The organism is Burkholderia aenigmatica (assembly GCF_902499175.1).
Lineage (GTDB): Bacteria > Pseudomonadota > Gammaproteobacteria > Burkholderiales > Burkholderiaceae > Burkholderia > Burkholderia aenigmatica.
In genome coordinates, this window is record NZ_CABVQC010000049.1 from 26,356 (window position 1) to 51,756 (window position 25,401).

Sequence of the window (25,401 nt, forward strand, 5' to 3'; positions counted from 1 at the left end):
AACAGCCGCCCATGAGCGCTCACGCCGCCCCCTCGCCCGACGCGCTGTCGCGGCGCGCCGAATTCAAGGCCGCCAAGACGGAGATGCTCGAGCGCTTCCGCCGCGCGACGAACGTCGCGTCGCTGATGCACGCGCTGTCGAAACTCACCGACGACGCGCTGAAGCGCGTGTGGGACGACTGCGGGCTGCCCGCGACGCTCGCGCTCGTCGCCGTCGGCGGCTACGGGCGCGGCGAGCTCGCGCCCTATTCCGACGTCGACATCCTCGTGCTGCTGCCCGATGCGCACGACCCGGCGCTCGATGCGCGCATCGAGCGCTTCATCGGGATGGCGTGGGATCTCGGCCTCGAGATCGGCAGCAGCGTGCGCACGGTCGCGCAGTGCATCGAGGAGGCGTCGCAGGACGTCACGGTACAGACCTCACTGCTGGAAGCGCGCCGCATCGTCGGCAGCACCGCGCTGTTCGAGCGCTTCACGGTGCGCTACCACGAGGCGCTCGACGCCCGCGCGTTCTTCACCGCGAAGGTGCTCGAGATGCGCCAGCGCCACGCGAAGTTCCAGGACACGCCGTACAGCCTCGAACCGAACGTGAAGGAAAGCCCCGGCGGGTTGCGCGACCTGCAGACGATCCTGTGGATCGCGCGCGCGGCCGGTTTCGGCAGCAGCTGGCGCGAGCTCGACACGCGCGGCCTCATCACCGATCGCGAAGCGCGCGAGCTGCGCCGCAACGAAGGATTCCTGAAGACGCTGCGCGCGCGGCTGCACGTGATCGCCGGCCGCCGCCAGGACATGCTCGTGTTCGACCTGCAGACGCAGGCCGCCGAGAGCTTCGGCTACCAGCCGACGCAGGCCAAGCGCGCGAGCGAACAGCTGATGCGCCGCTATTACTGGGCCGCGAAAGCCGTCACGCAGCTCGCGACGATTCTGATCCAGAACATCGAGGCGCAGCTGTTCCCCGCGACGAGCGGCATCACGCGCGTGCTGTCGCCCGACCGCTTCGTCGAGAAGCAGGGCATGCTCGAGATCGTCGACGACGGCGTGTTCGAGCGCCACCCCGACGCAATCCTCGAAGCGTTCCTGCTGTACGAGACGACCCGCGGCGTGAAGGGCCTGTCCGCGCGCACGCTGCGCGCGCTGTACAACTCGCGCGAGATCATGAACAACGCGTGGCGCCGCGATCCGCAGAATCGCGACACGTTCATGCGGATCCTTCAGCAACCCGAAGGGATCACGCACGCGTTCCGGCTGATGAACCAGACGAGCGTGCTCGGCCGCTACCTGCTGAATTTCCGCCGCATCGTCGGCCAGATGCAGCACGACCTGTACCACGTGTACACGGTCGACCAGCACATCCTGATGGTGCTGCGCAACATCCGCCGTTTCGCGGTCGCCGAGCATGCACACGAATATCCGTTCTGCAGCCAGCTGATCGGCAACTTCGAGCGCCCGTGGGTGCTGTATGTCGCGGCGCTGTTCCACGACATCGCGAAGGGCCGCGGCGGCGACCACTCGACGCTCGGGATGACCGATGCGCGGCGCTTCTGCCGCGAACACGGAATCCCCGGCGGCGACGCGGCGCTGATCGTGTGGCTCGTCCAGCATCACCTGACGATGAGCCAGGTCGCGCAGAAGCAGGACACGAGCGACCCCGAAGTCATCAAGCGCTTCGCCGAACTCGTCGGCAACGAACGGCGCCTCACCGCGCTCTACCTGCTGACCGTCGCCGATATCCGCGGCACGAGCCCGAAGGTGTGGAACACGTGGAAGGGCAAACTGCTCGAGGATCTGTACCGCATCACGCTCGCGGTGCTCGGCGGCGCCAACCCCGACGCGCATTCGGAGCTGAAGTCACGGCAGGAGCAGGCGCTCGCGCTGCTGCGCCTGGAAACCGTGCCCGATGACGCACACCGCGCGCTGTGGGATCAGCTCGACGTCGGCTTCTTCCTGCGTCACGACGCAGCCGACATCGCCTGGCAAACACGCGTGCTGTACCGGCACGTGAACGCCGAAACCGCGATCGTCCGCGCGCGGCCGTCGCCGATCGGCGATGCGCTGCAGGTGCTCGTGTACGTGAAGGATCGCCCCGACCTGTTCGCGGGCATCTGCGCGTATTTCGACCGCAACGGGCTGTCGGTGCTCGACGCACGCGTCAGCACGACGCGGCACGGCTATGCGCTCGACAACTTCATCGTCACGCAGACCGAACGTGACGTGCGGTACCGCGACATCGCGAATCTCGTCGAGCAACAGCTCGCATCGCGGCTCACCGAAACCGCACCGTTGCCGGAGCCGTCCAAGGGCCGCCTGTCGAGGCTGTCCCGGACGTTTCCGATCACGCCGCGCGTCGACCTGCGGGCCGACGAGCGCGGCCAGTACTACATCCTGTCCGTGTCGGCCAACGACCGGCCGGGCCTTCTCTATTCGATCGCGCGCGTACTCGCCGAGCATCGGATCGGCGTCCACGCGGCGCGGATCAATACGCTCGGCGAACGCGTCGAGGACATCTTCCTGCTCGCGGGTGCCGGCTTGTCCGACAACCGCCTGCAGATCCAGCTCGAAACCGAATTGCTGCGTGCGATCGCAGTCTGAATGAATTCCAGCGTTTATGCGCACCAAATTAACCGTCAAGAATCCGAAGCCGGCGTCGCCGACCCGCGCCCCTGTCCGCTCCGGCAGCCTCGTCGCCCGCAAGGCGGTGCGTCCCGCTGCGCCGCCCGCAGGGGACAAGCCGGCCCGCCCGAAGAAGGCCGCCCCGGCCGCCGCCGGCGAACGCACGTTCAAGCCGCGCGCTGCCGCGGGCGGCGAGCGCCCGGGCGCGGATCGCGCACCGGCCAAGCGTGCGCCGCGTGACGGCGGTGCCGAACGCGGCACGCGTGCCCCTTATCGCGACAACGCTTCCGGCGAAGGCGCGAAGCGCAGCTTCGGCGACCGTCGCACGACGTCCGATCGTCCGCCGCGCCGCGATGACGACTCGCGTCCGCGTCGCACGGGTGGCGAAGGTGGCCCGCGCGCGCCGTATCGCGACAACGCTTCCGGCGAAGGCGCGAAGCGCAGCTTCGGCGACCGTCGCACGTCGTCGGATCGTCCGCCGCGCCGCGATGACGACTCACGTCCGCGCCGCACGGGTGGCGAAGGTGGCCCGCGCGCGCCGTATCGCGACAACGCTTCCGGTGAAGGTGCAAAGCGCAGCTTCGGCGACCGTCGCACGTCGTCGGATCGCCCGCCGCGCCGCGATGACGACTCACGTCCGCGTCGCACGGGTGGCGAAGGCGGCGCACGCGCACCGTATCGCGACAACGCTTCCGGCGAAGGCGCAAAGCGCAGCTTCGGCGACCGCCGCACGCCGTCCGATCGCCCGCCGCGCCGCGATGACGACTCACGTCCGCGTCGCACGGGTGGCGAAGGCGGCGCACGCGCGCCGTATCGCGACAACGCATCCGGCGAAGGCGCGAAGCGCAGCTTCGGCGACCGTCGCACGTCGTCGGATCGCCCGCCGCGTCGCAACGACGATGACCGCCCGCGCCGCGCAGGCGCCGACGACGGCAAGCGCCCGTCGTATCGCGACAAGCCCGCCGGCGAAGGCGCGAAGCGCAGCTTCGGCGACCGCCCGGCCCGCCCCGCACGCGACGGCGAGCGCCGCTCGTTCGGCGCGGTCAAGACCGCGCAACCGGTCAAGCGCGCCGCAGCCGACGTCGACTACGGCGACGAATCGGGGCTGATGCGCCTGTCGAAACGGATGTCCGAACTCGGCATGTGCTCGCGCCGCGAAGCCGACGAATGGATCGAAAAGGGCTGGGTACTCGTCGACGGTGAACGCATCGACACGCTCGGCACCAAGGTACGCGCCGACCAGAAGATCGAGATCGACGAACGGGCGAGCGCCGCGCAGGCCGCGCAAGTGACGATCCTGCTGCACAAGCCGGTCGGCTATGTGTCGGGCCAGGCGGAAGACGGCTACGAGCCGGCTGCCGTGCTGATCACGCGCGCGAACCGCTGGAGCGGCGACCATTCGCCGGTGCGCTTCTCGCCGCAGCACCTGCACGCACTCGCACCGGCCGGCCGCCTGGACATCGATTCGACCGGCCTGCTCGTGCTGACGCAGAACGGTGTGATCGCAAAGCAGCTGATCGGCGAGCAGTCGGATATCGACAAGGAGTACCTGGTGCGCGTGCGCTTCGGCGAACGGCTCATCGACATCGACCAGCACTTCCCCGCGGAATCGCTCGCGAAGCTGCGCCACGGCCTCGAGCTCGACGGCGTCGCGCTGAAGCCCGCGATGGTCAGCTGGCAGAACGGCGAACAGCTGCGCTTCGTGCTGCGCGAAGGCAAGAAGCGCCAGATCCGTCGCATGTGCGAACTGGTGGGCCTCGACGTGATCGGCCTGAAGCGCGTGCGGATGGGCCGCGTGATGCTCGGCGCCCTGCCGCAGGGTCAATGGCGCTATCTGTCGGCCGACGAGACGTTCTGACCGCAGGCGCGCCACACGCGTGCCACGCAATGAAAAAGCCCGCGCAAGCGGGCTTTTTTCTTGTCGGCGAGAAACCGGGCGCGCCGGGCAATCAGTCGTCGGAAGCCGGGTCCAGCCCCGGGAACAGCACTTCCGTGAAACCGAAGCGCGTGAAGTCGGTGATCCGCATCGGATACAGCTTGCCGATCAGGTGATCGTATTCGTGCTGGACGACGCGTGCATGAAAACCGTCGGCAACGCGATCGATCTTCTCGCCGTACTGGTCGAAGCCGCTGTAGCGCACCTTCGCGTAGCGGCTGACGACGCCCCGCATGCCCGGCACCGACAGGCAGCCTTCCCAGCCCTCTTCCATGTCCGGCGGCATGTACTCGACCTTCGGGTTGATCAGCACGGTCTCGGGCACCGGCGGCGCATCCGGGTAGCGGTTGTTGTTGCCGAAGCCGAAGATGATGAGCTGCAGCCCGATGCCGATCTGCGGTGCGGCCAGTCCGGCGCCGTTCGCATGGTGCATCGTCTCGAACATGTCCGCGACGATCTCGTGCAGTTCGGGTGTATCGAACCGCTCGACCGGCTTGGCGACTTCGAGCAGGCGCGGATCGCCCATCTTCAGGATCTCGCGAATCATGGCGTATTGCCCTCCAGGAGTTGGTGCAGGCCGTCTTCGTCCAGCACGGGGATGCCGAGTTCCTCGGCCTTCGCGAGCTTGCTGCCGGCTTCGGCGCCCGCGACCACGTAATCCGTCTTCTTCGATACCGAACCGGCCACTTTCGCGCCCGCCGCTTCGAGCATTTCCTTCGCGGCATCGCGCGTGAGCGTCGGCAGCGTGCCCGTCAGCACGACCGTCTTGCCGACCAGCACGCCCTGCGGCGCCTTCGGCGCGGGCGGCCCTTCCGGCCACGTCACCTTGCCCGGCGCGCGCAACTGCTCGATCACAGTCCGGTTGTGCTCTTCCGCGAAGAACTGGTGGAGCGACTCGGCGACGATCGGCCCGACGTCGTTGACTTCGAGCAGTTCTTCGATCGATGCATCCATGATCGGCGTCAGCGAGCCGAAATGCTTCGCGAGATCCTTCGCCGTCGATTCGCCCACGTGACGGATGCCGAGCCCGTAGATGAAGCGCGCGAGCGTCGTGTGCTTCGCCTTCTCGAGCGAATCGAGCAGATTCTGTGCCGACTTCTCGGCGAACCGGTCGAGCTCGGCGAGCGTCGCAAAACCGAGATTGAACAGGTCGGCCGGCGTGCGCACGAGATTCAGCTCGACGAGCTGGTCGATGATCTTCTCGCCGAGCCCGTCGATGTCGAGCGCGCGGCGCTGCGCGAAGTGCCACAGCGCCTGCTTGCGCTGCGCCGGGCAGAACAGGCCGCCCGTGCAGCGCGCGATCGCCTCGTCCGGCAGGCGCTCGATCTTCGAGCCGCACACCGGGCATTCGGTCGGCATCACGAATTCAGCCGCGTCGGCCGGACGCCGGTCGAGCAGCGCACCGACCACCTCGGGAATCACGTCGCCCGCGCGGCGCACGATCACGGTATCGCCGATCCGGATGTCCTTGCGGCGCACCTCGTCCTCGTTGTGCAGCGTCGCGTTGGTCACGGTCGCGCCGCCGACGAACACGGGCTCGAGGCGCGCGACCGGCGTGATCGCACCCGTGCGGCCGACCTGCACGTCGATCGCGACGAGTTTGGTCAGCGCTTCCTGCGCGGGGAACTTGTGCGCGAGCGCGAAGCGCGGCGCGCGCGACACGAAGCCGAGGCGCTCCTGTTCGTCGCGCCGGTTGACCTTGTAGACGACGCCGTCGATGTCGTACGGCAGCGACTCGCGCTTCTCGCCGATCCTGCGGAAGAACCCGAGCAAGCCTTCGGCGCCCTGCACGACCGCGCGCTCGCGGTTCACGGGCAGGCCGAGCGACTCGTACCAGTCGAGCAGCGCGCTGTGCGTATCGGGCATCGGCATCCCGTCGAGCACGCCGATCCCGTATGCGAAGAACGACAGCGGACGCTGCGCGGTGATCTTCGAGTCGAGCTGGCGCAGGCTGCCGGCCGCCGCGTTGCGCGGATTCGCGAATTCGCGCTGCTCGGCCGCACGCTGGCGTTCGTTCAGGCGTGCGAAATCGCGCTTGAACATCAGCACCTCGCCACGTACGTCGAGCACGGCCGGCACGTGATCGCCCTTCAGTTTCAGCGGAATCGAGCGGATCGTGCGCACGTTCTCGGTCACGTCCTCGCCCGTCGTCCCGTCGCCGCGCGTCGACGCCTGCACGAATACGCCCTGCTCGTAGCGCAGCGAGATCGCGAGGCCGTCGAACTTCAGTTCGCACGCGTACTCGACGGGCTCCGTCACCGAGCCGGCGAGATCGGTCGTCTTGTCGAGCGCGTCGGCGACACGCTTGTCGAATGCGGCGATGTCCTCGTCGGCGAAGCCGTTGTTCAGCGACAGCATCGGCGCGTCATGGACGACCGGCGTGAAGCCGCCGGCCGCCTCGCCGCCGACGCGCTGCGTCGGCGAATCGGGCGTCACGAGTTCGGGATGGTCGGTTTCGAGCTGCTGCAGTTCGCGGAACAGCCGGTCGTATTCCGCGTCGGGCAGATCCGGCTGGTCGAGCACGTAATAGGCGTAGTTCGCCCGCTCGAGTTGGTCGCGCAGCCACGCGGCGCGCGCGTCGGGCTGGCTGGCTGGCGGTTCGGCTTGGGTTCGGGCCATGCTGGCGGCAGAGTCGTTCTGAAAAATCGGAATTCCGATTATCTCAGTTTGACGCCGCAGCGGGGGCACACGATGCGTGCCGCGCGGGCCCGTTGCAGTGCACACAGCACGGTGCATTGCAGCGACGGGCGACGGCGCCGAAAGCCGCCGCCCGCCGGGCGCGCGTTACTGGCTGAAGAGGCGGCGCGTGACCGGCGAACCGGCCGGGATGCCAGCTTCCTCGAGCTTCGCGTACAGCTTCATCAGTTGCTGATCGATCGCGACCAGCGTCGACTCCGGCAGCGGCCGCCGCGAATCGTCGACCACGCGTGCACCGATCCGTTCGGACAGCGATTTCGCGTAGTCGCACATCAGCCGGAACGGCAGGATGTCCTCTTCGGCCACCGGCACGTCGAGCACCAGCGTGATCATGTTGCCGCCCTTGTACGTGAGGTCGTCACGCAGGAAGTTCGTGTCGCCGAACTGCAGCATGAACACGGGGTTCTGCTTCGCGTCGAGCTTCACGAAACGCGTGCCGTCGCGCGACAGCAGCAGCCCGTCCTGCGACGCCACGGCCTGCACGTAGTTCGCCGACCACGGCGCGCCGTCCGACATCACGTTGACCGACAGCTGCGCGTCGCACTGCGCGGCAAAGGCGTCGAGCTCGCGCGCCATCGCGACCGTTTCCATCATGTCCGGGAATTCCGGCGCGCCGTCGATCGCGTCGGCGAACTGCTGGACGCCCGTCACGAATTCGGAGAACTCGAGCTCGTTCAGCGCGCCGCTGCGGTTCGCGAGCTGTGCGGCCGCGCGCAGTTCCTCGTAGCGCACACCGTTCTGCAGCAGCTCCCACTGGCCGCCTTCCGGCTTGCCTTCGATATGCACGGGCTTGCTGCCCGCGCGACGCAGCCGCTGCGCGGCCGGCAGGATCTTGTCGCCCGGCAGCGGCCCGCCAAGGCGGATCGGCACGATGCAGTCGATCCGGCGGTCGACGATCGCCGGCGGTGCCGACGAGATCGTCGTTGCAGCCGGCAGCACGGGTTCGGCCTGCTCGGCCGGTTCAGCGTGCACTTCATGCGCGGCGGCGGGCACGGCTTCGACGCCGGCCACCGGCTCGACCGACTCGGCCGGCATGTCGACGCCGGTCGCCTCGGCCTGCAGATCGGCCGGCATGTCGGCAGGCGCCGCGCCACCGAACGTCGGCTCGACGCGCGCGACTTCGGCCGGCGTGCCGGCCGTGGCGGCCGTCGTGACCGGCGCCGCGGGTTCGCGCCGCACCGGCTGACGCACCGGCTCGATGAACGGCAGCTCTTCTTCGCGTTCGGGGCGGTTCATCGCCTCGGCCGCTTCCTCCGGCATCGGGCGCGGCATCTTGCGCCGCACCTTCGCGCCCTGCCATGCGTTGTAGACCACGACGCCGCCCACCACGACGGCGCCCGCGCCGATCAAACCGAGTGTCAACTCGTCCATGCACGCTCCATCAGCAATTCTTGTTCGTCGGAACCGCGAACGGGCGCCCATGCGCCGCGCGAACGCGGTCCGGTTTCGTCAAACGTCAATTCTGGGCAAAACCCGCGGCGGTTTCCATGTCCACCGCGACGATCCGCGACACACCCTGCTCCTGCATCGTCACGCCGATCAGCTGCTGCGCCATTTCCATCGCGATCTTGTTGTGCGAGATGAACAGGAACTGCGTCTTGTCGGACATCGCGCGCACGAGATTCGCGAAACGCTCGGTGTTCGCATCGTCGAGCGGTGCGTCGACCTCGTCCAGCAGACAGAACGGCGCCGGGTTCAGCTGGAACATCGCGAACACCAGTGCGGTCGCGGTCAGCGCCTTCTCGCCGCCCGACAGCAGGTGAATCGTCGCGTTCTTCTTGCCCGGCGGCTGCGCCATCACCTGCACGCCGGCATCGAGGATTTCGTCGCCCGTCATGATCAGCTTCGCCTGGCCGCCGCCGAACAGGCGCGGGAACAGGTCGCTAAAGTGACGGTTGACCTCGTCGAAGGTGCCCTGCAGCAGCGTGCGGGTTTCCTGGTCGATCTTGTGGATCGCGTCCTCGAGCGTCGTGATCGCGTCGATCAGGTCGGCCGACTGCGCGTCGAGGAACACCTTGCGCTCGCTCGCGGCCTTCAGCTCGTCGAGCGCGGCCATGTTCACCGGGCCGAGCGAGTTGATCGCATTGTTCAGGCGCGTGACCTCGCCCTGCAGGTACGACGGCTTCAGATCCGGCGTGAGCTTCGCGGACAGCGCCACCTCGTCGACCTCGGCCGTCACGAGCTGCTCGGCGAACTGCTCGACCGACAGGCGCGCGGCCTGCTCCTTCAACTGCAATTCGGTGATGCGGTCGCGCAGCGGTTGCAGCGAACGCTCGGCGACGAGCCGCTGCTCGTCCGACGCGCGCAGCTTCGCGGTCAGGTCGTCGAGTTCGATCCGCGCGGCCTGCAGCGCCTCTTCCTTCACCGCACGAATTTCGAGCGCGTCCTGCAGGCCCGTGTGCGCGGTCTGTTCGTTGATCGTTTCAAGCTCGGCGCGCGCGTCTTCCAGCGACGCAGCAACACGCTCGCTCTGTTCGTGTGCGACCTGAATGCTGCGCTTGAGCTCGTCGATCCGCGTCACTGCATTGCGTGCGGCGAAGCGCGCGTCGTTCGCGCCGCGCTCGAGGTCGCGCGCTTCCTGGCGCGCCTGCGTCAGCGACTCGTCGAGCGCTTCGAACGCGAGCTGGTTGTCCTCGAAGCGCGCCTGCAGTTCCGCGAGCTCTCCGTCGAAACGCTCGAAATTCGCCTCCGACTCCGCGCGCATCGCGCGCTGCTCTTCGATCTGCGCGCCGATTTCCTCGAGTTCCTCGCGGATCTGCGTGCTGCGCTGCGTATAACGTTCGTGCGCCTGTGCAAGCTTCAGCACGTCCATCTGCAGCGCGTGCACGCGCTGCGTCGCACGCTCGGCCTGTGCGCGCACGTCGCCGAGCGCCTGGGTGGCCTGCGTGTGCGCGGCTTCCGCGCGCACGGCGGCGGTGCGCGCCTCGTCGGCGAGCAGCGCCTGCGCACGCACCTGGCGCGTCAGGTTTTCGATTTCCTGCTGGCGGGCCAGCATCCCGGCCTGCTCCGAATCGGCCGCATAAAGCTGCACGCCGACACGCGTGACGATATGACCGGCCTTGACGACGAACGCGCCGCCTGCCGGCAGCTGCGTGCGCGTCGCGAGCGCCTGCGCGACGTCGTCGGCGACATACACGTTGCCGAGCCAGTCGTTCAGCACCGCGCGGATGCCCGCATCGTCGATGCGCACGAGCGACAGCACCGGACGCAGCCCGGCCACGGCCGCGGGCGGTTCGCCGGCCACGGGCGGCGCGTAGAACGCGAGCTTCGCGGGCGGTGCGTCGGTGGCAAAAGCCTTCACCCAGTCGAGGTTCGACACTTCGAGCGCGGCAAGGCGCTCGCGCAGCACGGCCTCAAGCGCCGCTTCCCAGCCGGCTTCGACATGCAACTTCTTCCACAGACGCGGCAGCGCGCCGAGCTCGTGCTTGTCGAGCCACGGCTGCACCTTGCCTTCGGTCTGCACGTTTTCCTGCAACTGCTTCAGCGCGGCGAGACGCGCCTCGAGCTGGTGGATCTGCGCGGCTTCGGCCTGCACGCGCTCCTGCGCGGCGCGGCGTTCGCCATCAAGGCGCGGCACCGTTTCCTGCGCGTCGGCGAGGCGCGCCTGCGCTTCGGCCAGGATCTCTTCCTGCTCGGCGAGCTGCATGCGCTGCTCTTCGAGCTGGGCCTCGTCCGGCGCGTCGAGCCCGCCCGCTTCGCTCTTCAGGCGCTCATGGCGCTGCTGAAGCTGCTGGAGCTGCTGGTCGGCGTTACGCTGGTGCGCGGCTTCGAGCTTCAGCGACTGTTCGGTCTGCGCGATCCGCGCGCGCTCGTCGTTGAGCTGCGCCTGCGCATCGCGCCATTTGGCTTCGAGCGCCGGCAGCGCGTCGTGCTTCGCGGCTGCGTTGTCTTCGGCGAGCGCGGCCTTCTCGTCGGCCATCGCACGCGCCTCTTCGGCGTCCTCGAGCTCGTCCTGCGCCTTCTCGGCCTGCGCGCGCCATTGCTCGCGCTGCGCATTCAGCGCGGCGATCTGCGCCTGCACGCGGTTGCGCGATTCGACGATGAACTTGATCTCGGCTTCGAGGCGACTCACCTCGGCGTTCGCTTCGTAGAGCGAACCCTGCGCGCCCTGCATCGCATCGCTCGCCGAGTAATGCGCGACGCGCAGCGTCTCGAGCTGCGCCTCGACCTCGCGCAACTTCGCGGTCTGCGCCTCGAGGTCGATCTGAGCCTGTTCGATCGCGCGCTGCTGCTTCTGCTGCTCGCCGGCAGCCTCGTTCTTGCGCAGCAGCCACAACAGGCGCTGCTTCTCCTCGCCGTCGGCGACGAGTTCCTTGTACTTGGTCGCAACGACGGCCTGCGCCTCGAGCTTCTCGAGGTTCGCACCGAGTTCGCGGACGATGTCCTCGACGCGCGTCAGGTTCTCGCGCGTGTCGTGCAGGCGGTTCTCGGTCTCGCGGCGGCGTTCCTTGTACTTCGACACGCCCGCGGCTTCCTCGAGGAACACGCGCAGCTCTTCCGGCTTCGCCTCGATGATCCGCGCGATCATGCCCTGCCCGATGATCGCGTACGCACGCGGCCCGAGGCCGGTACCGAGGAAGATGTCCTGGATGTCGCGGCGGCGCGCCGGCAGGTTGTTGATGTAGTAACTCGACGTGCCGTCGCGCGTGAGCACGCGCTTCACGGCGATCTCGCCGTACTGGCCCCACTGGCCGGCCGCGCGGCCGTCGGAGTTGTCGAAGATCAGTTCGACGCTGGCCCGGCTGCCGGGCTTGCGGGCGGTCGAGCCATTGAAGATCACGTCCTGCATCGACTCGCCGCGCAGCTCGGACGCGCGCGACTCGCCGAGCACCCAGCGCACGGCGTCGATGATGTTGGACTTGCCGCACCCGTTCGGGCCCACCACGCCGACAAGCTGGCCCGGAACCTGGAAATGCGTGGGATCGACAAAGGATTTGAAGCCAGCGAGTTTGATCGAGCTCAGACGCACGGCGGTATCGGATGTGAAGAAGGTGTGAAACGGACGGAGCCGCACTGCGCGAGGCCGGACGGCCCATGCGCGCGATGCGCCCCGGAATTCAAAAGCGGGGCCGCGCGCATACAGCGTTGGGCCCCGCAAACGGCTTCCATCATACCATCGCGCGTGCACCGTCCCGACCGTCGCCGGGTTTGTCCGGTGCCGGCGCGGCACGATGGACCCGGCTCGACAGCAGCGTCGCCAGCACGATGCACACGCCGCCCGCCCACTCCCGTGCGGTCGGCAGCTCGTTCGCGAACACCCACGCCGACAGCGCGGTGATCACGATCTCGAACAGCATGATGATCGACGCACGGTTGGCCGGTACGCGCGCCAGCCCGTATTGCACGAGCAGGTTGTTGGACGCCATCGTCACGCCGATCGCGACGATGATCAGCGCGGCCGTACCGAGATGGCCGCCCGCCGGCGCAGCCGGTATCCCCTCGAACAGCGACGCGATCGCGCCGAACACGGCCGCGCCGCCGAACAGCGTCGCGGTGCGCATTTCCGCACGCATCTCCGGCAGCTCGCGGCTCGCCTTGATCACGAGCACGTTGCTCATCGCGAAGCTCAACCCGGCCGCGAGCCCGGCCCATTCGGCCGGGCTGGCCGGCAGCGGCAGGCCGAGCTTCGGCGACCACAGCATCAGCATCGCGCCGCCGATCGACAGCGCCGCAAGCCCCGCGCCGGCCCAGGTCAGCCGCTCGCGCAGCAGGAAGTGCGCGTAGATCGCGGTCCACGCGGGGGTCAGGTAGAACAGCAGCATCACGCGCAGCACCTCGCCGTGGATCGTGCCCCACACGAATCCGAGGTTCGTCACGCCGGCCGTGACCGCGATGCCGGGCAGCACCCAGTGCCAGCGTAGCGTCGCGATCGTGCGGTGTCGCGCGACGATCACGAACAGGAAAGCGACGAGGCTCGTCAGCGCGCTCGCCAGCGTGCCCGTCACGCCGAGCGACGCAAGGATCCGTAGCGGATACCAGATCAGGCCCCATACCGACGCGCCGATCAGGATGGCCAGCGTCGGCAGACTGCCGCGTACCGCGTTATTCATTTGGTTCAATACCCTTTATTCAGCCGGCCCGGCCGCCGTTCCGGCAGGCCGTGACCGCATTCCGTCACGCTATAATCGTCCGTTGCGACCCGCGCGCCATCGGCGCCCGTTCGCAGCCGCGCGGCGCGCCCGCCGCTTCTTTCGCTCCAACCGGCCGCGATGGCCGCTTCGCCCGTGAACCCTCGACTCGACTCGCTCCAGCCCTATCCCTTCGAAAAGCTGCGCGCCCTGTTCAAGGACGTGACGCCCTCCGGCGCCCTCAAACCGATCAGCTTCGGCATCGGCGAGCCCAAACATGCGACCCCGGCGTTGATCCGCGACGCCGTGGTGGCCGCGCTCGACGGTCTCGCGTCGTACCCGGCCACCGCCGGCTCGGACGCGCTGCGCACGTCGATCGCGCACTGGCTCGAGCGCCGTTACGGGCTGCCGGCCATCGATCCGGCCACGCAGGTGCTGCCCGTGTCGGGGTCGCGCGAGGCACTGTTCTCGCTCGCGCAGACGGTGATCGACGCGCGCCCGTCCGAACAGGGCGAGAAGGCGATCGTACTCTGTCCGAATCCTTTCTATCAAATTTACGAAGGCGCGGCGCTGCTGGCCGGTGCCGAACCCTATTTCGCGAACAGCGACCCGGCCCGCAACTTCGCGTGCGACTACACGTCCGTGCCCGACGAAGTCTGGGCGCGCACGCAACTGCTGTACGTGTGCTCGCCGGGCAACCCGACCGGCGCCGTGCTGACGCTCGACGACTGGCGCGAGCTGTTCGCGCTGTCCGACCGCCACGGTTTCGTGATCGCATCCGACGAGTGCTATTCGGAAATCTATTTCGACGAAGCGGCGCCGCCGCTCGGCGGCCTCGAGGCCGCGCACCGGCTCGGCCGCGGCTTCGAGCGGCTCGTGATGCTGTCGAGCCTGTCGAAGCGCTCGAACGTGCCGGGCATGCGCTCGGGCTTCGTCGCCGGCGACGCGGCACTGCTGAAGAAATTCCTGCTGTACCGCACGTATCACGGCGCGGCGCTGTCGCCGGTCTGGCAGCACGCGAGCATCGCCGCGTGGAACGACGAGGCGCACGTGCGCGAGAACCGCGCGCTGTACCTGCAGAAGTTCAATACGGTCACGCCGATGCTCGCCGACGTGATCGACGTGAAACTGCCCGACGCCGCGTTCTACCTGTGGGCCAACGTGTCGCGCACCGGGCTGTCGGACACCGAGTTCGCCCGTCGTCTGTACGCCGACTATAATGTGACGGTTCTGCCCGGCTCGTACCTGGCGCGCGATGCGCACGGCACGAATCCGGGCCGCGATTTCATCCGGATCGCGCTCGTCGCGGGCACCCCCGAATGCGTCGAGGGCGCGCAACGCATCGTCGATTTCTGCCGGTCTCTCGCGCGGTAATCGTCCATCCCGAACATTTCATCCATCTCCTGCGAAAACGAACATGTCGCAACAACTTCAGCAAATCATCGATACCGCCTGGGACAACCGCGCCGAGCTGTCGCCGAAGGCCGCACCGGCCGACGTCCGCGAAGCCGTCGCGCACGCGATCGAGCAGCTCGACAAAGGCGCGCTGCGCGTTGCCGAGAAGATCGACGGCAACTGGACCGTGCACCAGTGGCTGAAGAAGGCCGTGCTGCTGTCGTTCCGCCTGGAGGACAACGCGCCGATGCCTGCCGGCGGCTACTCGCAGTTCTACGACAAGGTGCCGTCGAAGTTCGCGAACTACACCGCTGAAGATTTCGCCGCGGGCGGCTTCCGCGTCGTCCCGCCGGCCATCGCGCGCCGCGGCTCGTTCATCGCGAAGAACGTCGTGCTGATGCCGTCGTACACCAACATCGGCGCGTACGTCGACGAAGGCACGATGGTCGACACGTGGGCGACGGTCGGTTCGTGCGCGCAAATCGGCAAGAACGTGCACCTGTCGGGCGGCGTCGGCATCGGTGGCGTGCTCGAGCCGCTGCAGGCGAACCCGGTCATCATCGAAGACAACTGCTTCATCGGCGCGCGCTCGGAAGTGGTCGAAGGCGTGATCGTCGAGGAAAACTCGGTGATCTCGATGGGCGTGTACCTCGGCCAGAGCACCAAGATTTACGATCGCGAAACCGGCGAAGTCAGCTACGGCCGCATCCCGGCCGGCTCGGTCGTGGTCGCCGGCAACCTGCCGTCGAAGGACGGCTCGCACAGCCTGTACTGCGCAGTGATCGTCAAGAAGGTCGACGCGAAGACCCGCGCGAAGGTCGGCCTGAACGAGCTGCTGCGAGGCGACTGATGGCGAAGCGTACTGTGGTCGTCTACGGCATTCCGAACTGCGACACCGTGAAGAAAGCCCGCGTGTGGCTCGACGACCACGGCGTCGAATTCGAGTTTCACGACTTCAAGAAGCTCGGTGTCAGCGCGCCGCTCGTCGAAGACTGGCTGAAGGACGTGTCGCTCGACGCGCTCGTCAACAAGCGCGGCACGACGTGGCGCGGCCTGGACGACGCGATGAAGGCGGCCGCCGATACGAAGTCCGGCGCGGTCGCGCTGATGATCCACAAGCCGTCGGTCATCAAGCGCCCCGTGCTCGTGGTCAACGGCCGCGTGAAGTCGCTCGGCTTCGCGGCCGATCAATACGCGGCGCTGTTTGCCGCATAGGGCTGCCCGCGCTGCGCCCGTCGGCGCAGCCCGACGTCTTGTCGCTGCCGGCCACCGCGCCGGCATTTTTTATCGAAAGTGGTCCGAACCATGTCCGCCACCCTAGCCCTTACCGAACAGCTGATCGCCCGCGCGTCCGTGACGCCCGACGACCAGCATTGCCAGCAGATCATGACCGAGCGCCTTGCCGCGCTCGGCTTCGAATGCGAGACCATCGCGTCGCACGGCGTGACCAACCTGTGGGCCGTCAAGCGCGGCACCGACGGCCGCGACGGCAAGCTGCTCGCGTTCGCGGGCCACACCGATGTCGTGCCGACCGGCCCGCTCGAGCAGTGGAGCTCGCCGCCGTTCATCCCCGCCCATCGTGACGGCAAGCTGTACGGCCGCGGCGCGGCCGACATGAAGACGTCGCTCGCGGCGTTCGTCGTCGCATCCGAGGAATTCGTCGCGGCCCACCCCGGCCACCGCGGCGCAATCGCGTTCCTGATCACGAGCGACGAGGAAGGCCCCGCCACCGACGGCACCGTGAAGGTCGTCGAGTTGCTCGAAGCGCGCGGCGAACGCATGGACTACTGCATCGTCGGCGAGCCGACGTCGACCGCCGAACTCGGCGACGTCGTCAAGAACGGCCGCCGCGGCTCGATGTCGGGCGAACTGGTCATCAAGGGCGTGCAGGGCCACATCGCGTATCCGCACCTCGCGAAGAACCCGATCCACCTGCTCGCGCCGGCGCTCGCCGAGCTCGCCGCCGAGCAGTGGGACGAAGGCAATGAATACTTCCCGCCGACCACCTGGCAGGTATCGAACCTGCATGCCGGCACCGGCGCGACCAACGTGATTCCCGGCCACGCCGACCTGCAATTCAACTTCCGTTTCTCGACCGCCAGCACGGTCGAGGGTCTGCAGGCACGCGTGCACGCAATCCTCGACAAGCATGGCCTCGAATACACGCTGAAGTGGTCGGTGAGCGGCCTGCCGTTCCTCACGCCGCGCGGCGAGCTGTCGGGCGCGCTGGAAAACGCGATCCGCACCGAGACCGGCATCACCACCGAGCTGTCGACGACGGGCGGCACGTCGGACGGCCGTTTCATCGCGCGCATCTGCCCGCAGGTGATCGAGTTCGGTCCGCCGAACGGCAGCATCCACAAGATCGACGAGCACATCGAAGTGCGCTTCGTCGACCCGCTGAAGAACGTGTACCGCCGCGTGCTCGAACAACTGATCGCCTGATGGAGCCTCGCATGACGACACCTTTTGTAACTGTTCGCGACCTGCTGCGCTACGCGGTCACGCGCTTCTCGAAGGCGAAGCTCGCGTTCGGCCACGGCTCCGACAATGCGTACGACGAAGCGGCCTACCTCGTGCTGCGCACGCTCGACCTGCCGCTCGACACGCTCGAGCCGTTCCTTGACGCGCGGCTGCTGCCCGACGAAATCGCGGCCGTGCTCGCGGTGATCGAACGGCGTGCGGCCGACCGCGTGCCGGCCGCGTACCTCACGCATGAAGCGTGGATGCACGGCCACCGCTTCTACGTCGACGAGCGCGTGATCGTGCCGCGCTCGTTCATCGGCGAACTGCTCGACGACGGGCTGCAGCCGTACGTCGCCGATCCCGAGCAGGTCGGCGCGGTGCTCGAGCTGTGCACGGGCTCCGGTTGCCTCGCGATCCTCGCGGCGAGCGCGTTCCCGAACGCCGAGATCGACGCAGTCGACCTGTCCGACAAGGCGCTCGAAGTCGCGGAGATCAACGTGCGCGACTACGGCCTCGAAAACCGCATCGGGTTGCACCACGGCGACCTCTACGCGCCGCTGCCCGCGTTCCGCACCGACCCGGGCTCGCGCTACGACGTGATCCTGACGAACCCGCCGTACGTGAATGCGTCGTCGATGGCCGCGCTGCCACCCGAATACCGGCACGAGCCGGAAATGGCGCTCGCGGGCGGCGACGACGGGATGGACATCGTGCGACGCATCGTCGCCGAAGCCCATCGCTGGCTGCATGACGACGGCGTGCTCGTCGTCGAGATCGGCAACGAGCGCGAAAACGTCGAAGCCGCGTTCGGCGGCCTCGAGCTCACCTGGCTGCCCACCAGCGCGGGCGACGACGCCGTCTTCCTGATCCAGGCGTCGGACCTGCCCCGCAAGGCCTGAGCCGTCCCGGCTCGCCCACCGTGCGGTGCACCGTTGCGCCGCACGGTTGGGTAAGATGCGCGTAGGCGGCCGCCCGGCCGCGCGACCTCAGGAGTCCGTCACGCGCCCATGACCCTCGACTGGCTACATCTCGGCACCCTGATCCTGACCATCCACGTGCTCGGGATCGTCGCGGCGTGCCACGCGATCATGAACACGCGCACGTCGCAAGGCGCGATCGCGTGGGCCGTCTCGCTCGCGGCCATGCCGTACCTGACGCTTATTCCGTACCTGTTCCTCGGCCGCAGCAAGTTCTCCGGCTACGTCGACGCCCGCCGCCACGAGCTGGAAATGTTGCGCATGCACACACCGCGCTCGCCCTGGCTCAGCAGCGACGCGACCGATGGGCCGGCCGCCGACGCAATCGGCCAGGCGGCGGTGCTCGCGCTCACGCGGCTCGGCGGCATGCCGTTCCTCGGCGGCAATTCGGTGCGCACGCTCGTAAACGGTGACGCGACGTTCTCTGCGATCCTGACGGCCATCGACGCCGCGCGCGACTACGTGGTGGTGCAGTTCTTCATCGTGCGCGACGATGCGCTCGGCCGGATGCTGCGCGACTCGCTGCTCGCGCGCGCGGCAGCCGGCGTGCGCTGCTGCCTGCTGTACGACAGCATCGGCAGCTTCGACCTGCCGCACAGCTACGTCGACGCGTTGCGCCGGGGCGGCGTCGAGGTTCATCCGTTCGCGACCAACCGGAAGTTCGTGAACCGCTTCCAGCTCAACTTCCGCAATCACCGCAAGATCGTCGTCGTCGACGGCAATCGCGCGTTCGTCGGCGGCCACAACGTCGGCGTCGAATATCTCGGCGCGAAGCCGCGCCTGTCGCCGTGGCGCGACACGCACATCGAGATCCGCGGCCCGGTGGTCGCGAGCATCCAGTACGTGTTCGCCGAAGACTGGCACTGGGCGACGCAGAAGCTGCCGCCGCTCGCCCTGCCGCCGCCCGCGCAGCCCGGTGACAACATGCATTGCCTCGCGGTGCCGATGGGGCCGGCCGACAAGCAGGAGACGGGCTCGCTGTTCTTCGTCGAGGCGATCAACGCCGCGCGCGAGCGGGTCTGGATCACCACGCCGTACCTCGTCCCCGACGAAGCCGTGATCTCGGCGCTGAAGCTCGCCGTGATGCGCGGCGTCGACGTGCGCATCCTGATCCCGAGCCGGCGCGATCACTATGTGGTATTCGAAGCGTCGAAGCTGTACGCGCGCGACCTGGTCGATGCGGGCGTCAAGGTGTTCCGCTACCGGCCCGGCTTCCTGCACCAGAAGGTCGTGCTGATCGACCGCATCGCGGCGGCGATCGGCAGCGCGAATCTCGACAACCGCTCGTTCCGCCTTAATTTCGAGATCATGGTGCTGACCGTCGACCGCACGTTCGCCGACGAGGTCGAGGCGATGCTCGATGCCGATTTCGCGCAGGCGTACGAGGTCGATGCGACCGAATACCGCCAATCGCCCGCGTGGCGGCGCATCGCGATGCATGTCGCGCGGCTGTTCGCACCGATCCTGTAACGGCCGGGACAACGGCGCCCGTGCGATCCGCACCGGCGCCGCGAACGCCGCCAGCCGCCGTCACAGCAGCTTGTCGATATCCGCGGCGATTTCGTCGGGCTTGGTCGACGGCGCATAGCGCTTGACGATGCGCCCTTCGCGATCGATCAGGAATTTCGTGAAATTCCACTTGATCGCCTTGAGGCCGAGAATGCCGGGCGCCTCGTCGGTCAGGTAGCGGTACAGCGGATGCGCATGGTCGCCCTTCACGTCGATCTTCGCGAACATCGGGAACGTGACGCCGTAATTGCGCTCGCAGAACGCGCCGATCTGCGTGGCGTCGCCGGGCTCCTGCTTGCCGAACTGGTTGCACGGGAAGCCGAGCACATAGAAGCCGCGCGCCGCGTACTGGTCGTACAGTTTCTGCAGGCCCGCGTACTGCGGCGTGAAACCACACTCGCTCGCGGTGTTGACGATCAGCAGCACCTTGCCGCGATACGCATCGAGCGAGGCCGGCGCGCCGGCAAGCGTCTCTGCGCTGAACGAATACAGGGTGGACATCGGGCACTCCTTTTATGAAACCGGATCGACGTGGAGTCTAGGCGAAATTGCCCCATTGCGGCATCCGCCGAACGGCCAATGCCCGGCGCGAGCGGCGCGCAGTCTAGAATAGCGGTTTTGGCCAGTCATTTCCGCCGTGATCCGTTTCAATCAGTTCAGCCTTGCGCGCGGCACCAAGCCGCTGTTCGAGTCGACCTCCTTCGTGCTCAATCCCGGCGAGAAAGCCGGCCTGATCGGCGCGAACGGCGCCGGCAAGTCGACCCTGTTCTCGGTCCTGCGCGGCGAGCTGCACTCGGACGGCGGCGATTTCTCGATGCCGCCGTCGTGGCGAATCGCCCATGTGTCGCAGGAAACGCCCGCCGTCGATCGTTCAGCGCTCGACTACACGCTCGACGGCGACGCCGCGTTGCGCGAGATCGAGGCGCGCATCGCCGCCGCTTCCGCCGCGCATGACGGCGCCGCCGAAGCCGACGCGCACGCGGCGTTCGCCGACGCCGACGGCTACACCGCGCCCGCCCGCGCCGAGGCGCTGCTGCTCGGCCTCGGCTTCACGCTCGCGCAGACGCGCGAATCCGTCGCCAGCTTCTCCGGCGGCTGGCGCATGCGCCTGAATCTCGCGCAGGCGCTGATGTGCCGCTCCGACCTGCTGCTGCTCGACGAACCGACGAACCACCTCGACCTCGACGCGATCGTCTGGCTCGAGGATTGGCTGCACCGCTACCCCGGCACGCTCGTCGTGATTTCGCACGACCGCGAATTCCTCGATTCGATCTGCAACGTCACGCTGCACCTGGAAAACCGCCAGGTGAAGCGTTACGGCGGCAACTACTCGCAGTTCGAAGTGCTGCGCGCGCAGCAACTGGCGCTGCAGCAAAGCGCCTACGAAAAGCAGCAGAAGACGATCGAGCACCTGCAGAGCTTCGTCGACCGCTTCAAGGCCAAGGCGACCAAGGCCAAGCAGGCGCAGAGCCGGATGAAGGCGCTCGAGAAGATGGAGCTGATCGCGCCCGCGCACATCGCGTCGCCGTTCACGTTCGAATTCCGCACGCCCGATGCCGCGCCGAACCCGATGATGGTGATGGAAGACGTCCGCTGCGGCTACCACGCCGACGGCGGAGCGGAAATCCCGATCGTCGAGCGCGTCGCGCTGTCGATCCAGAACGGCCAGCGTATCGGCCTGCTCGGCGCGAACGGCCAGGGCAAGTCGACGCTGATCAAGACGCTGGCCGGCACGCTCGCGCCGCTGTCGGGGCACGTCCGCGACGGCAAGGGGCTGACGATCGGCTATTTCGCGCAGCACCAGCTCGAAACGCTGCGCGAGGACGATTCGCCGCTCGCGCATCTGGCGCGGCTCGCGCCCGACACGCGCGAGCAGGAGCTGCGCGACTTCCTCGGCGGCTTCAACTTCTCGGGCGACATGGCGACCACGCCGGTCGGGCCGTTTTCGGGTGGTGAAAAGGCACGCCTCGCGCTCGCGCTGATCATCTGGCAGAAGCCGAACCTGCTACTGCTCGACGAACCGACCAACCACCTCGACCTCGAAACGCGTCATGCGCTGACGATGGCGCTCGCGCAGTTCGAAGGCACGCTGATCCTCGTCTCGCACGACCGCCACCTGCTGCGCGCGACGACCGACCAGTTCATGCTGGTGGCGAAGCACCGGCTGCAGCCGTTCGACGGCGACCTCGACGACTACCGCGACTGGCTGCTGCAGCACGCGGCCGAGCAGCGCGCCGCCGCGAAGGCCGACAGCGCGGCTTCTTCGGGTGCCGGCGCCGCAGCCAACCGCAAGGATCAGAAGCGTCAGGCTGCCGAAGAACGCCAGCGCCTGTCGGTGCTGAAAAAGCCGCTGCAGACGCGTATCACGAAGCTCGAAAAGGAAATGGAGACGCTGCACGCGGAGAAGGCGCGCCTCGACGCATTCGTCGCCGATCCGGCGAGCTACGAAGCCGAGCGCAAGACGGAACTGACCGACGCGATCCGCAAGCTCGGGGACGTCAACACGCGTCTCGAAACGGTCGAGGCCGGCTGGCTCGCCGCGCAGGAAGAGCTCGAGCAGATCGGCTGAACGCTGTCGCGGCGCAGCCGGCCGCTATGCCGATACGCCAGCCCGGCGTGCCGGGCGCCTCTGCGCTGCGATTTCTGGGTATCGCGGTACCTCGAAGTCCATCTGGCCCTCTGTGGGCCCAGATGCGACAAGGCCGGGCGCACGGGCCCGGCCTGTTCATTCACTACCGTCGTCACACCGTTCGCCGGCTACTCGCCGCGCTTGCCGGCTCAGCGGCGCGGCAACGTGTCGCGCGGCATCTGCTCGTCGTCGCCCATCAGGTGCCGGCGCCCTTCGGTCGGCCGCCGGATCGCCGCGGCGACCTCCGCTTCCGTCACGTCCTCGGACACGACCTTGCGCGCCAGGCGCCCTTCGTCGTCGATCCATTCGACGATCCGGCATCCGCCGCCCCAGGGTTGGCGAATCGGCTCCGACACACGGCAGCCACGCAGGTTGTAAAGGCGTCCGCTCGGCGCTTCCCCATACGATTTCAACATAGGATCCCTTCGCATTGCGCGGTTCGACAATCCGGCAAAGGATAGGGAAAAGCGATGTCCGGCGGGTTACAGAACCCTACATATTCTTTACAACGAATTACGCGACAGATCGCCGGCAGGCACGGCCCGAGCGCCTGCCGGGCCGGTCACTCGAGATCGCGCACGCGGTCGATCGCCTGTTCGAGCCGATCGACGGCCATCACGTTCAGCCCTTCGATCGGCTGCTTCGGCGCATTCGCCTTCGGAATCAGCGCGGACGTGAAGCCGAGCTTCGCCGCCTCCCGCAAACGCTCCTGCCCGCGCGGCGACGGCCGGATCTCGCCCGCCAGCCCCACTTCGCCGAACACGATCAGCCCCTTCGGCAGCGCCTTGTTGCGCATCGACGAATGGATCGCGAGCAGCACCGCGAGGTCGGCAGCCGGCTCGGTGATCTTCACGCCGCCGACCGCATTGAGGAATACGTCCTGGTCGAAGCACGCGATGCCTGCGTGCCGGTGCAGCACCGCGAGCAGCATCGCGAGCCGGTTCTGCTCGAGGCCGACCGCGAGCCGGCGCGGGTTCGGCACGTGCGCCGTGTCGACGAGCGCCTGGACTTCGACGAGCAGCGGGCGCGTGCCTTCCTGCGTAACGAGCACGCACGAGCCAGGCACGACCTGTTCGTGCTGCGACAGGAACAGCGCGGACGGATTCGCGACACCGCGCAGCCCGCGCTCGGTCATCGCGAACACGCCGAGTTCGTTGACCGCGCCGAAGCGGTTCTTGAACGCACGCACGAGCCGGAACGACGAATGCGTGTCGCCTTCGAAGTACAGCACCGTATCGACGATGTGCTCGAGCACGCGCGGGCCGGCCAGATTGCCCTCCTTCGTCACGTGCCCGACCATGATGATCGCGGTGCCCGACTGTTTCGCGATGCGCGTGAGCTGCGCCGCGCACTCGCGCACCTGCGCGACCGAGCCCGGCGCCGACGTGAGCGCTTCCGAATAGACGGTCTGGATCGAGTCGATCACGGCCACGTCCGGCCGTTCCGCGTCGATCGCGGCCTGGATCTTTTCGAGCTGGATCTCGGCGAGCAGCTTCAGTTCGTCCGCCACCGCACCGCCGTCGAGCAGCGCAAGCCGTTGCGCGCGCAACGCGATCTGCGCGGCCGATTCCTCACCGCTGATATAGAGCGCGCGCCGCTCGCTCGCGATGTCCGCGAGCGACTGCAGCAGCAGCGTCGACTTGCCGATGCCCGGATCGCCGCCGATCAGCACGACGCCGCCGGGGACCAGCCCGCCGCCGAGCACTCGGTCGAATTCACCGATGCCGGTCGAGAAGCGCGGCACATCGGCCGCTTCGATGTCGACGAGACGCTGGACGGGCGCCCGCTTCGCGAGCGACTGGAAACGATGGGCAGCCGGCGATTCGGCGACCGATTCAACCAGCGTGTTCCAAGCCTGGCACGACGGGCATTGGCCCTGCCATTTCGGGGTCTGTCCGCCGCACTCGCTGCAGACGTATACGGTTTTCTGTTTGGCCACGCGCGACGCCCTTATTCCGCGCGCACGGGCACGCGGCCCGCGACCGCGCACATCAGCTCGTAGCCGATCGTGCCGCAATGGCGGGCGACGTCGTCGATCGACAGCGCGTTGCCCCACAGTTCGACGCGCGCGCCGACGCCAGCCTGCGGGCACGGGGTCAAGTCGACCGTGATCATGTCCATCGAGACGCGGCCGACGATCCGCGTGCGGATGCCGTCGACGATCACCGGCGTGCCTTCCGGCGCGACACGCGGATAGCCGTCCGCGTAACCGCACGCGACCACGCCGACCCGCATCGGCGCCTGCGCGGAGAACGTCGAGCCATAACCGATGGCCTGCCCCTTCGCGATCGTCTGCACCGCGATCAGCTCGGACGCGAGCGTCATCGCAGGCTTCAGCCCCGTGTCGGCGATATCGGACGACAGCCCGGACGGCGACGCGCCGTACAGCACGATCCCCGGCCGCACCCAGTCGAAGTGCGTATCCGGATGCCACAGCACGGCCGCCGAGTTCGCGAGACTGCGCGCGCCGGCAATGTTTTCCGCACCGCGCTCGAACGTCGCGAGCTGCTCGGCGACGCCGCGCTCGTTGTCCGCATCCGAAAAATGGGTCATCAACGTGATCTGGCCGATGCCGGGGCACGCGCGGGCGCGCTCCCACGCGGCGCGATATTTCTCCGGCAGATAGCCGAGCCGGTTCATCCCGCTGTTCATCTTGAGCTGCACGTTGACGGGCTTCGACAGCCGCGCCGTTTCCAGCATCCGCATCTGCTCGTCGCTGTGGACGGTCGTCGTCAGGCTGTAGCGGTCGATCACGTCGATGTCGGTCGAGCGGAAGAACCCTTCGAGCAGCAGGATCGGGCCGGCCCAGCCGAGCTCGCGCAGCTTGACGGCCTCGTCGAGGTCGAGCAGGCCGAAACCGTCGGTGCCGCGCAGGCCGGGAAAAACGCGGGCGAGACCGTGGCCGTACGCGTTGGCCTTGACGACCGCCCAAACCTTGGACGGGCCGGCAAAGCGGCGGACGACGGAGAGATTGTTCGCGAGAGCGGCGGTGTGGATGGTGGCGGAGATCGGGCGCGGCATGGGAAATTTACGTAAAGACGCTTGCGAATCATCAGCTTACCGCGCCTTTTGAGCACTGAAGCCGACAATTTGCGGAACGATCGGGGAATCTTGC

The 25,401-nt window shown here is 67.8% G+C and carries 18 protein-coding genes; 9 read left to right on the forward strand and 9 right to left on the reverse strand.

The genetic code is table 11. The features are described from left to right. Positions 1–11: 11 nt before the first annotated feature. On the forward strand, positions 12–2,588 hold the full coding sequence (locus BDO18943_RS28925) for a [protein-PII] uridylyltransferase (protein ID WP_175024961.1): 2,577 nt from the start codon (positions 12–14) through the stop codon (positions 2,586–2,588). Positions 2,589–2,604: 16 nt separating this feature from the next. Then, positions 2,605–4,467, forward strand: a complete 1,863-nt coding sequence (locus tag BDO18943_RS28930; protein WP_175024962.1) for a pseudouridine synthase — start codon at positions 2,605–2,607, stop codon at positions 4,465–4,467. 91 nt (positions 4,468–4,558) lie between these two features. On the opposite strand, the gene def is transcribed toward BDO18943_RS28930, so the two are convergent. From def to BDO18943_RS28955, 5 genes are all read right to left on the reverse strand, one after another. Then, on the reverse strand, positions 4,559–5,092 hold the full coding sequence (gene def, locus BDO18943_RS28935) for a peptide deformylase (RefSeq protein WP_011352465.1): 534 nt from the start codon (positions 5,090–5,092) through the stop codon (positions 4,559–4,561). Next, the gene (gene ligA / locus BDO18943_RS28940; protein ID WP_175024963.1) at positions 5,089–7,164 is read right to left on the reverse strand and encodes an NAD-dependent DNA ligase LigA; all 2,076 of its coding nucleotides are present in this window, start codon (positions 7,162–7,164) and stop codon (positions 5,089–5,091) included. Before ligA ends, def begins: the two co-directional genes overlap by 4 nt. 165 nt (positions 7,165–7,329) lie before the next feature. Further along, complete coding sequence (locus BDO18943_RS28945) at positions 7,330–8,613, reverse strand: cell division protein ZipA C-terminal FtsZ-binding domain-containing protein (protein WP_175024964.1); 1,284 nt, start codon at positions 8,611–8,613, stop codon at positions 7,330–7,332. Between the two features lie 85 nt (positions 8,614–8,698). After that, positions 8,699–12,211 (reverse strand): chromosome segregation protein SMC, encoded by a 3,513-nt coding sequence (gene smc / locus BDO18943_RS28950; RefSeq protein WP_175024965.1) that lies wholly within the window; start codon positions 12,209–12,211, stop codon positions 8,699–8,701. A gap of 139 nt (positions 12,212–12,350) precedes the next feature. Further along, positions 12,351–13,292 (reverse strand): DMT family transporter, encoded by a 942-nt coding sequence (locus BDO18943_RS28955; protein WP_175024983.1) that lies wholly within the window; start codon positions 13,290–13,292, stop codon positions 12,351–12,353. A gap of 159 nt (positions 13,293–13,451) precedes the next feature. Between BDO18943_RS28955 and dapC the strand changes: the two genes are divergently transcribed. From dapC to cls, 6 genes are all read left to right on the forward strand, one after another. Next, positions 13,452–14,684, forward strand: coding sequence for a succinyldiaminopimelate transaminase (gene dapC / locus BDO18943_RS28960; RefSeq protein WP_175024966.1), 1,233 nt, complete (start codon positions 13,452–13,454; stop codon positions 14,682–14,684). 43 nt (positions 14,685–14,727) lie between these two features. Beyond that, on the forward strand, positions 14,728–15,555 hold the full coding sequence (gene dapD / locus BDO18943_RS28965; protein WP_014896723.1) for a 2,3,4,5-tetrahydropyridine-2,6-dicarboxylate N-succinyltransferase: 828 nt from the start codon (positions 14,728–14,730) through the stop codon (positions 15,553–15,555). Continuing rightward, positions 15,555–15,920 (forward strand): ArsC family reductase, encoded by a 366-nt coding sequence (locus BDO18943_RS28970; protein ID WP_175024967.1) that lies wholly within the window; start codon positions 15,555–15,557, stop codon positions 15,918–15,920. The genes dapD and BDO18943_RS28970 overlap by 1 nt, the downstream gene beginning before the upstream one ends. Before the next feature lie 90 nt (positions 15,921–16,010). Then, positions 16,011–17,150, forward strand: coding sequence for a succinyl-diaminopimelate desuccinylase (gene dapE, locus BDO18943_RS28975; RefSeq protein WP_175024968.1), 1,140 nt, complete (start codon positions 16,011–16,013; stop codon positions 17,148–17,150). Between the two features lie 11 nt (positions 17,151–17,161). After that, on the forward strand, positions 17,162–18,070 hold the full coding sequence (gene prmB / locus BDO18943_RS28980; RefSeq protein WP_175024969.1) for a 50S ribosomal protein L3 N(5)-glutamine methyltransferase: 909 nt from the start codon (positions 17,162–17,164) through the stop codon (positions 18,068–18,070). A 108-nt stretch (positions 18,071–18,178) separates the two neighbouring features. Continuing rightward, entirely contained in the window at positions 18,179–19,618 is a 1,440-nt protein-coding gene (cls, locus tag BDO18943_RS28985) for a cardiolipin synthase (protein WP_175024970.1), read from the forward strand. Between the two features lie 60 nt (positions 19,619–19,678). Here the strand turns inward: cls and BDO18943_RS28990 are convergent, their stop codons facing one another. Next, positions 19,679–20,158 carry a glutathione peroxidase gene (locus tag BDO18943_RS28990; RefSeq protein WP_089450845.1) on the reverse strand — a complete coding sequence of 160 codons (480 nt, stop codon included), beginning with the start codon at positions 20,156–20,158 and terminating at the stop codon, positions 19,679–19,681. A gap of 136 nt (positions 20,159–20,294) precedes the next feature. Here BDO18943_RS28990 and BDO18943_RS28995 point away from each other — a divergent pair, with 136 nt between their 5' ends. Beyond that, on the forward strand, positions 20,295–22,226 hold the full coding sequence (locus BDO18943_RS28995) for an ATP-binding cassette domain-containing protein (RefSeq protein ID WP_175024971.1): 1,932 nt from the start codon (positions 20,295–20,297) through the stop codon (positions 22,224–22,226). Between the two features lie 209 nt (positions 22,227–22,435). On the opposite strand, the gene BDO18943_RS29000 is transcribed toward BDO18943_RS28995, so the two are convergent. From BDO18943_RS29000 to alr, 3 genes are all read right to left on the reverse strand, one after another. After that, positions 22,436–22,702 carry a DUF2866 domain-containing protein gene (locus tag BDO18943_RS29000; protein WP_039342663.1) on the reverse strand — a complete coding sequence of 89 codons (267 nt, stop codon included), beginning with the start codon at positions 22,700–22,702 and terminating at the stop codon, positions 22,436–22,438. A 146-nt stretch (positions 22,703–22,848) separates the two neighbouring features. Beyond that, positions 22,849–24,225, reverse strand: a complete 1,377-nt coding sequence (gene radA / locus BDO18943_RS29005) for a DNA repair protein RadA (protein WP_175024972.1) — start codon at positions 24,223–24,225, stop codon at positions 22,849–22,851. An 11-nt stretch (positions 24,226–24,236) separates the two neighbouring features. Further along, positions 24,237–25,307 carry an alanine racemase gene (alr, locus tag BDO18943_RS29010; protein WP_175024973.1) on the reverse strand — a complete coding sequence of 357 codons (1,071 nt, stop codon included), beginning with the start codon at positions 25,305–25,307 and terminating at the stop codon, positions 24,237–24,239. Positions 25,308–25,401: the final 94 nt, after the last annotated feature.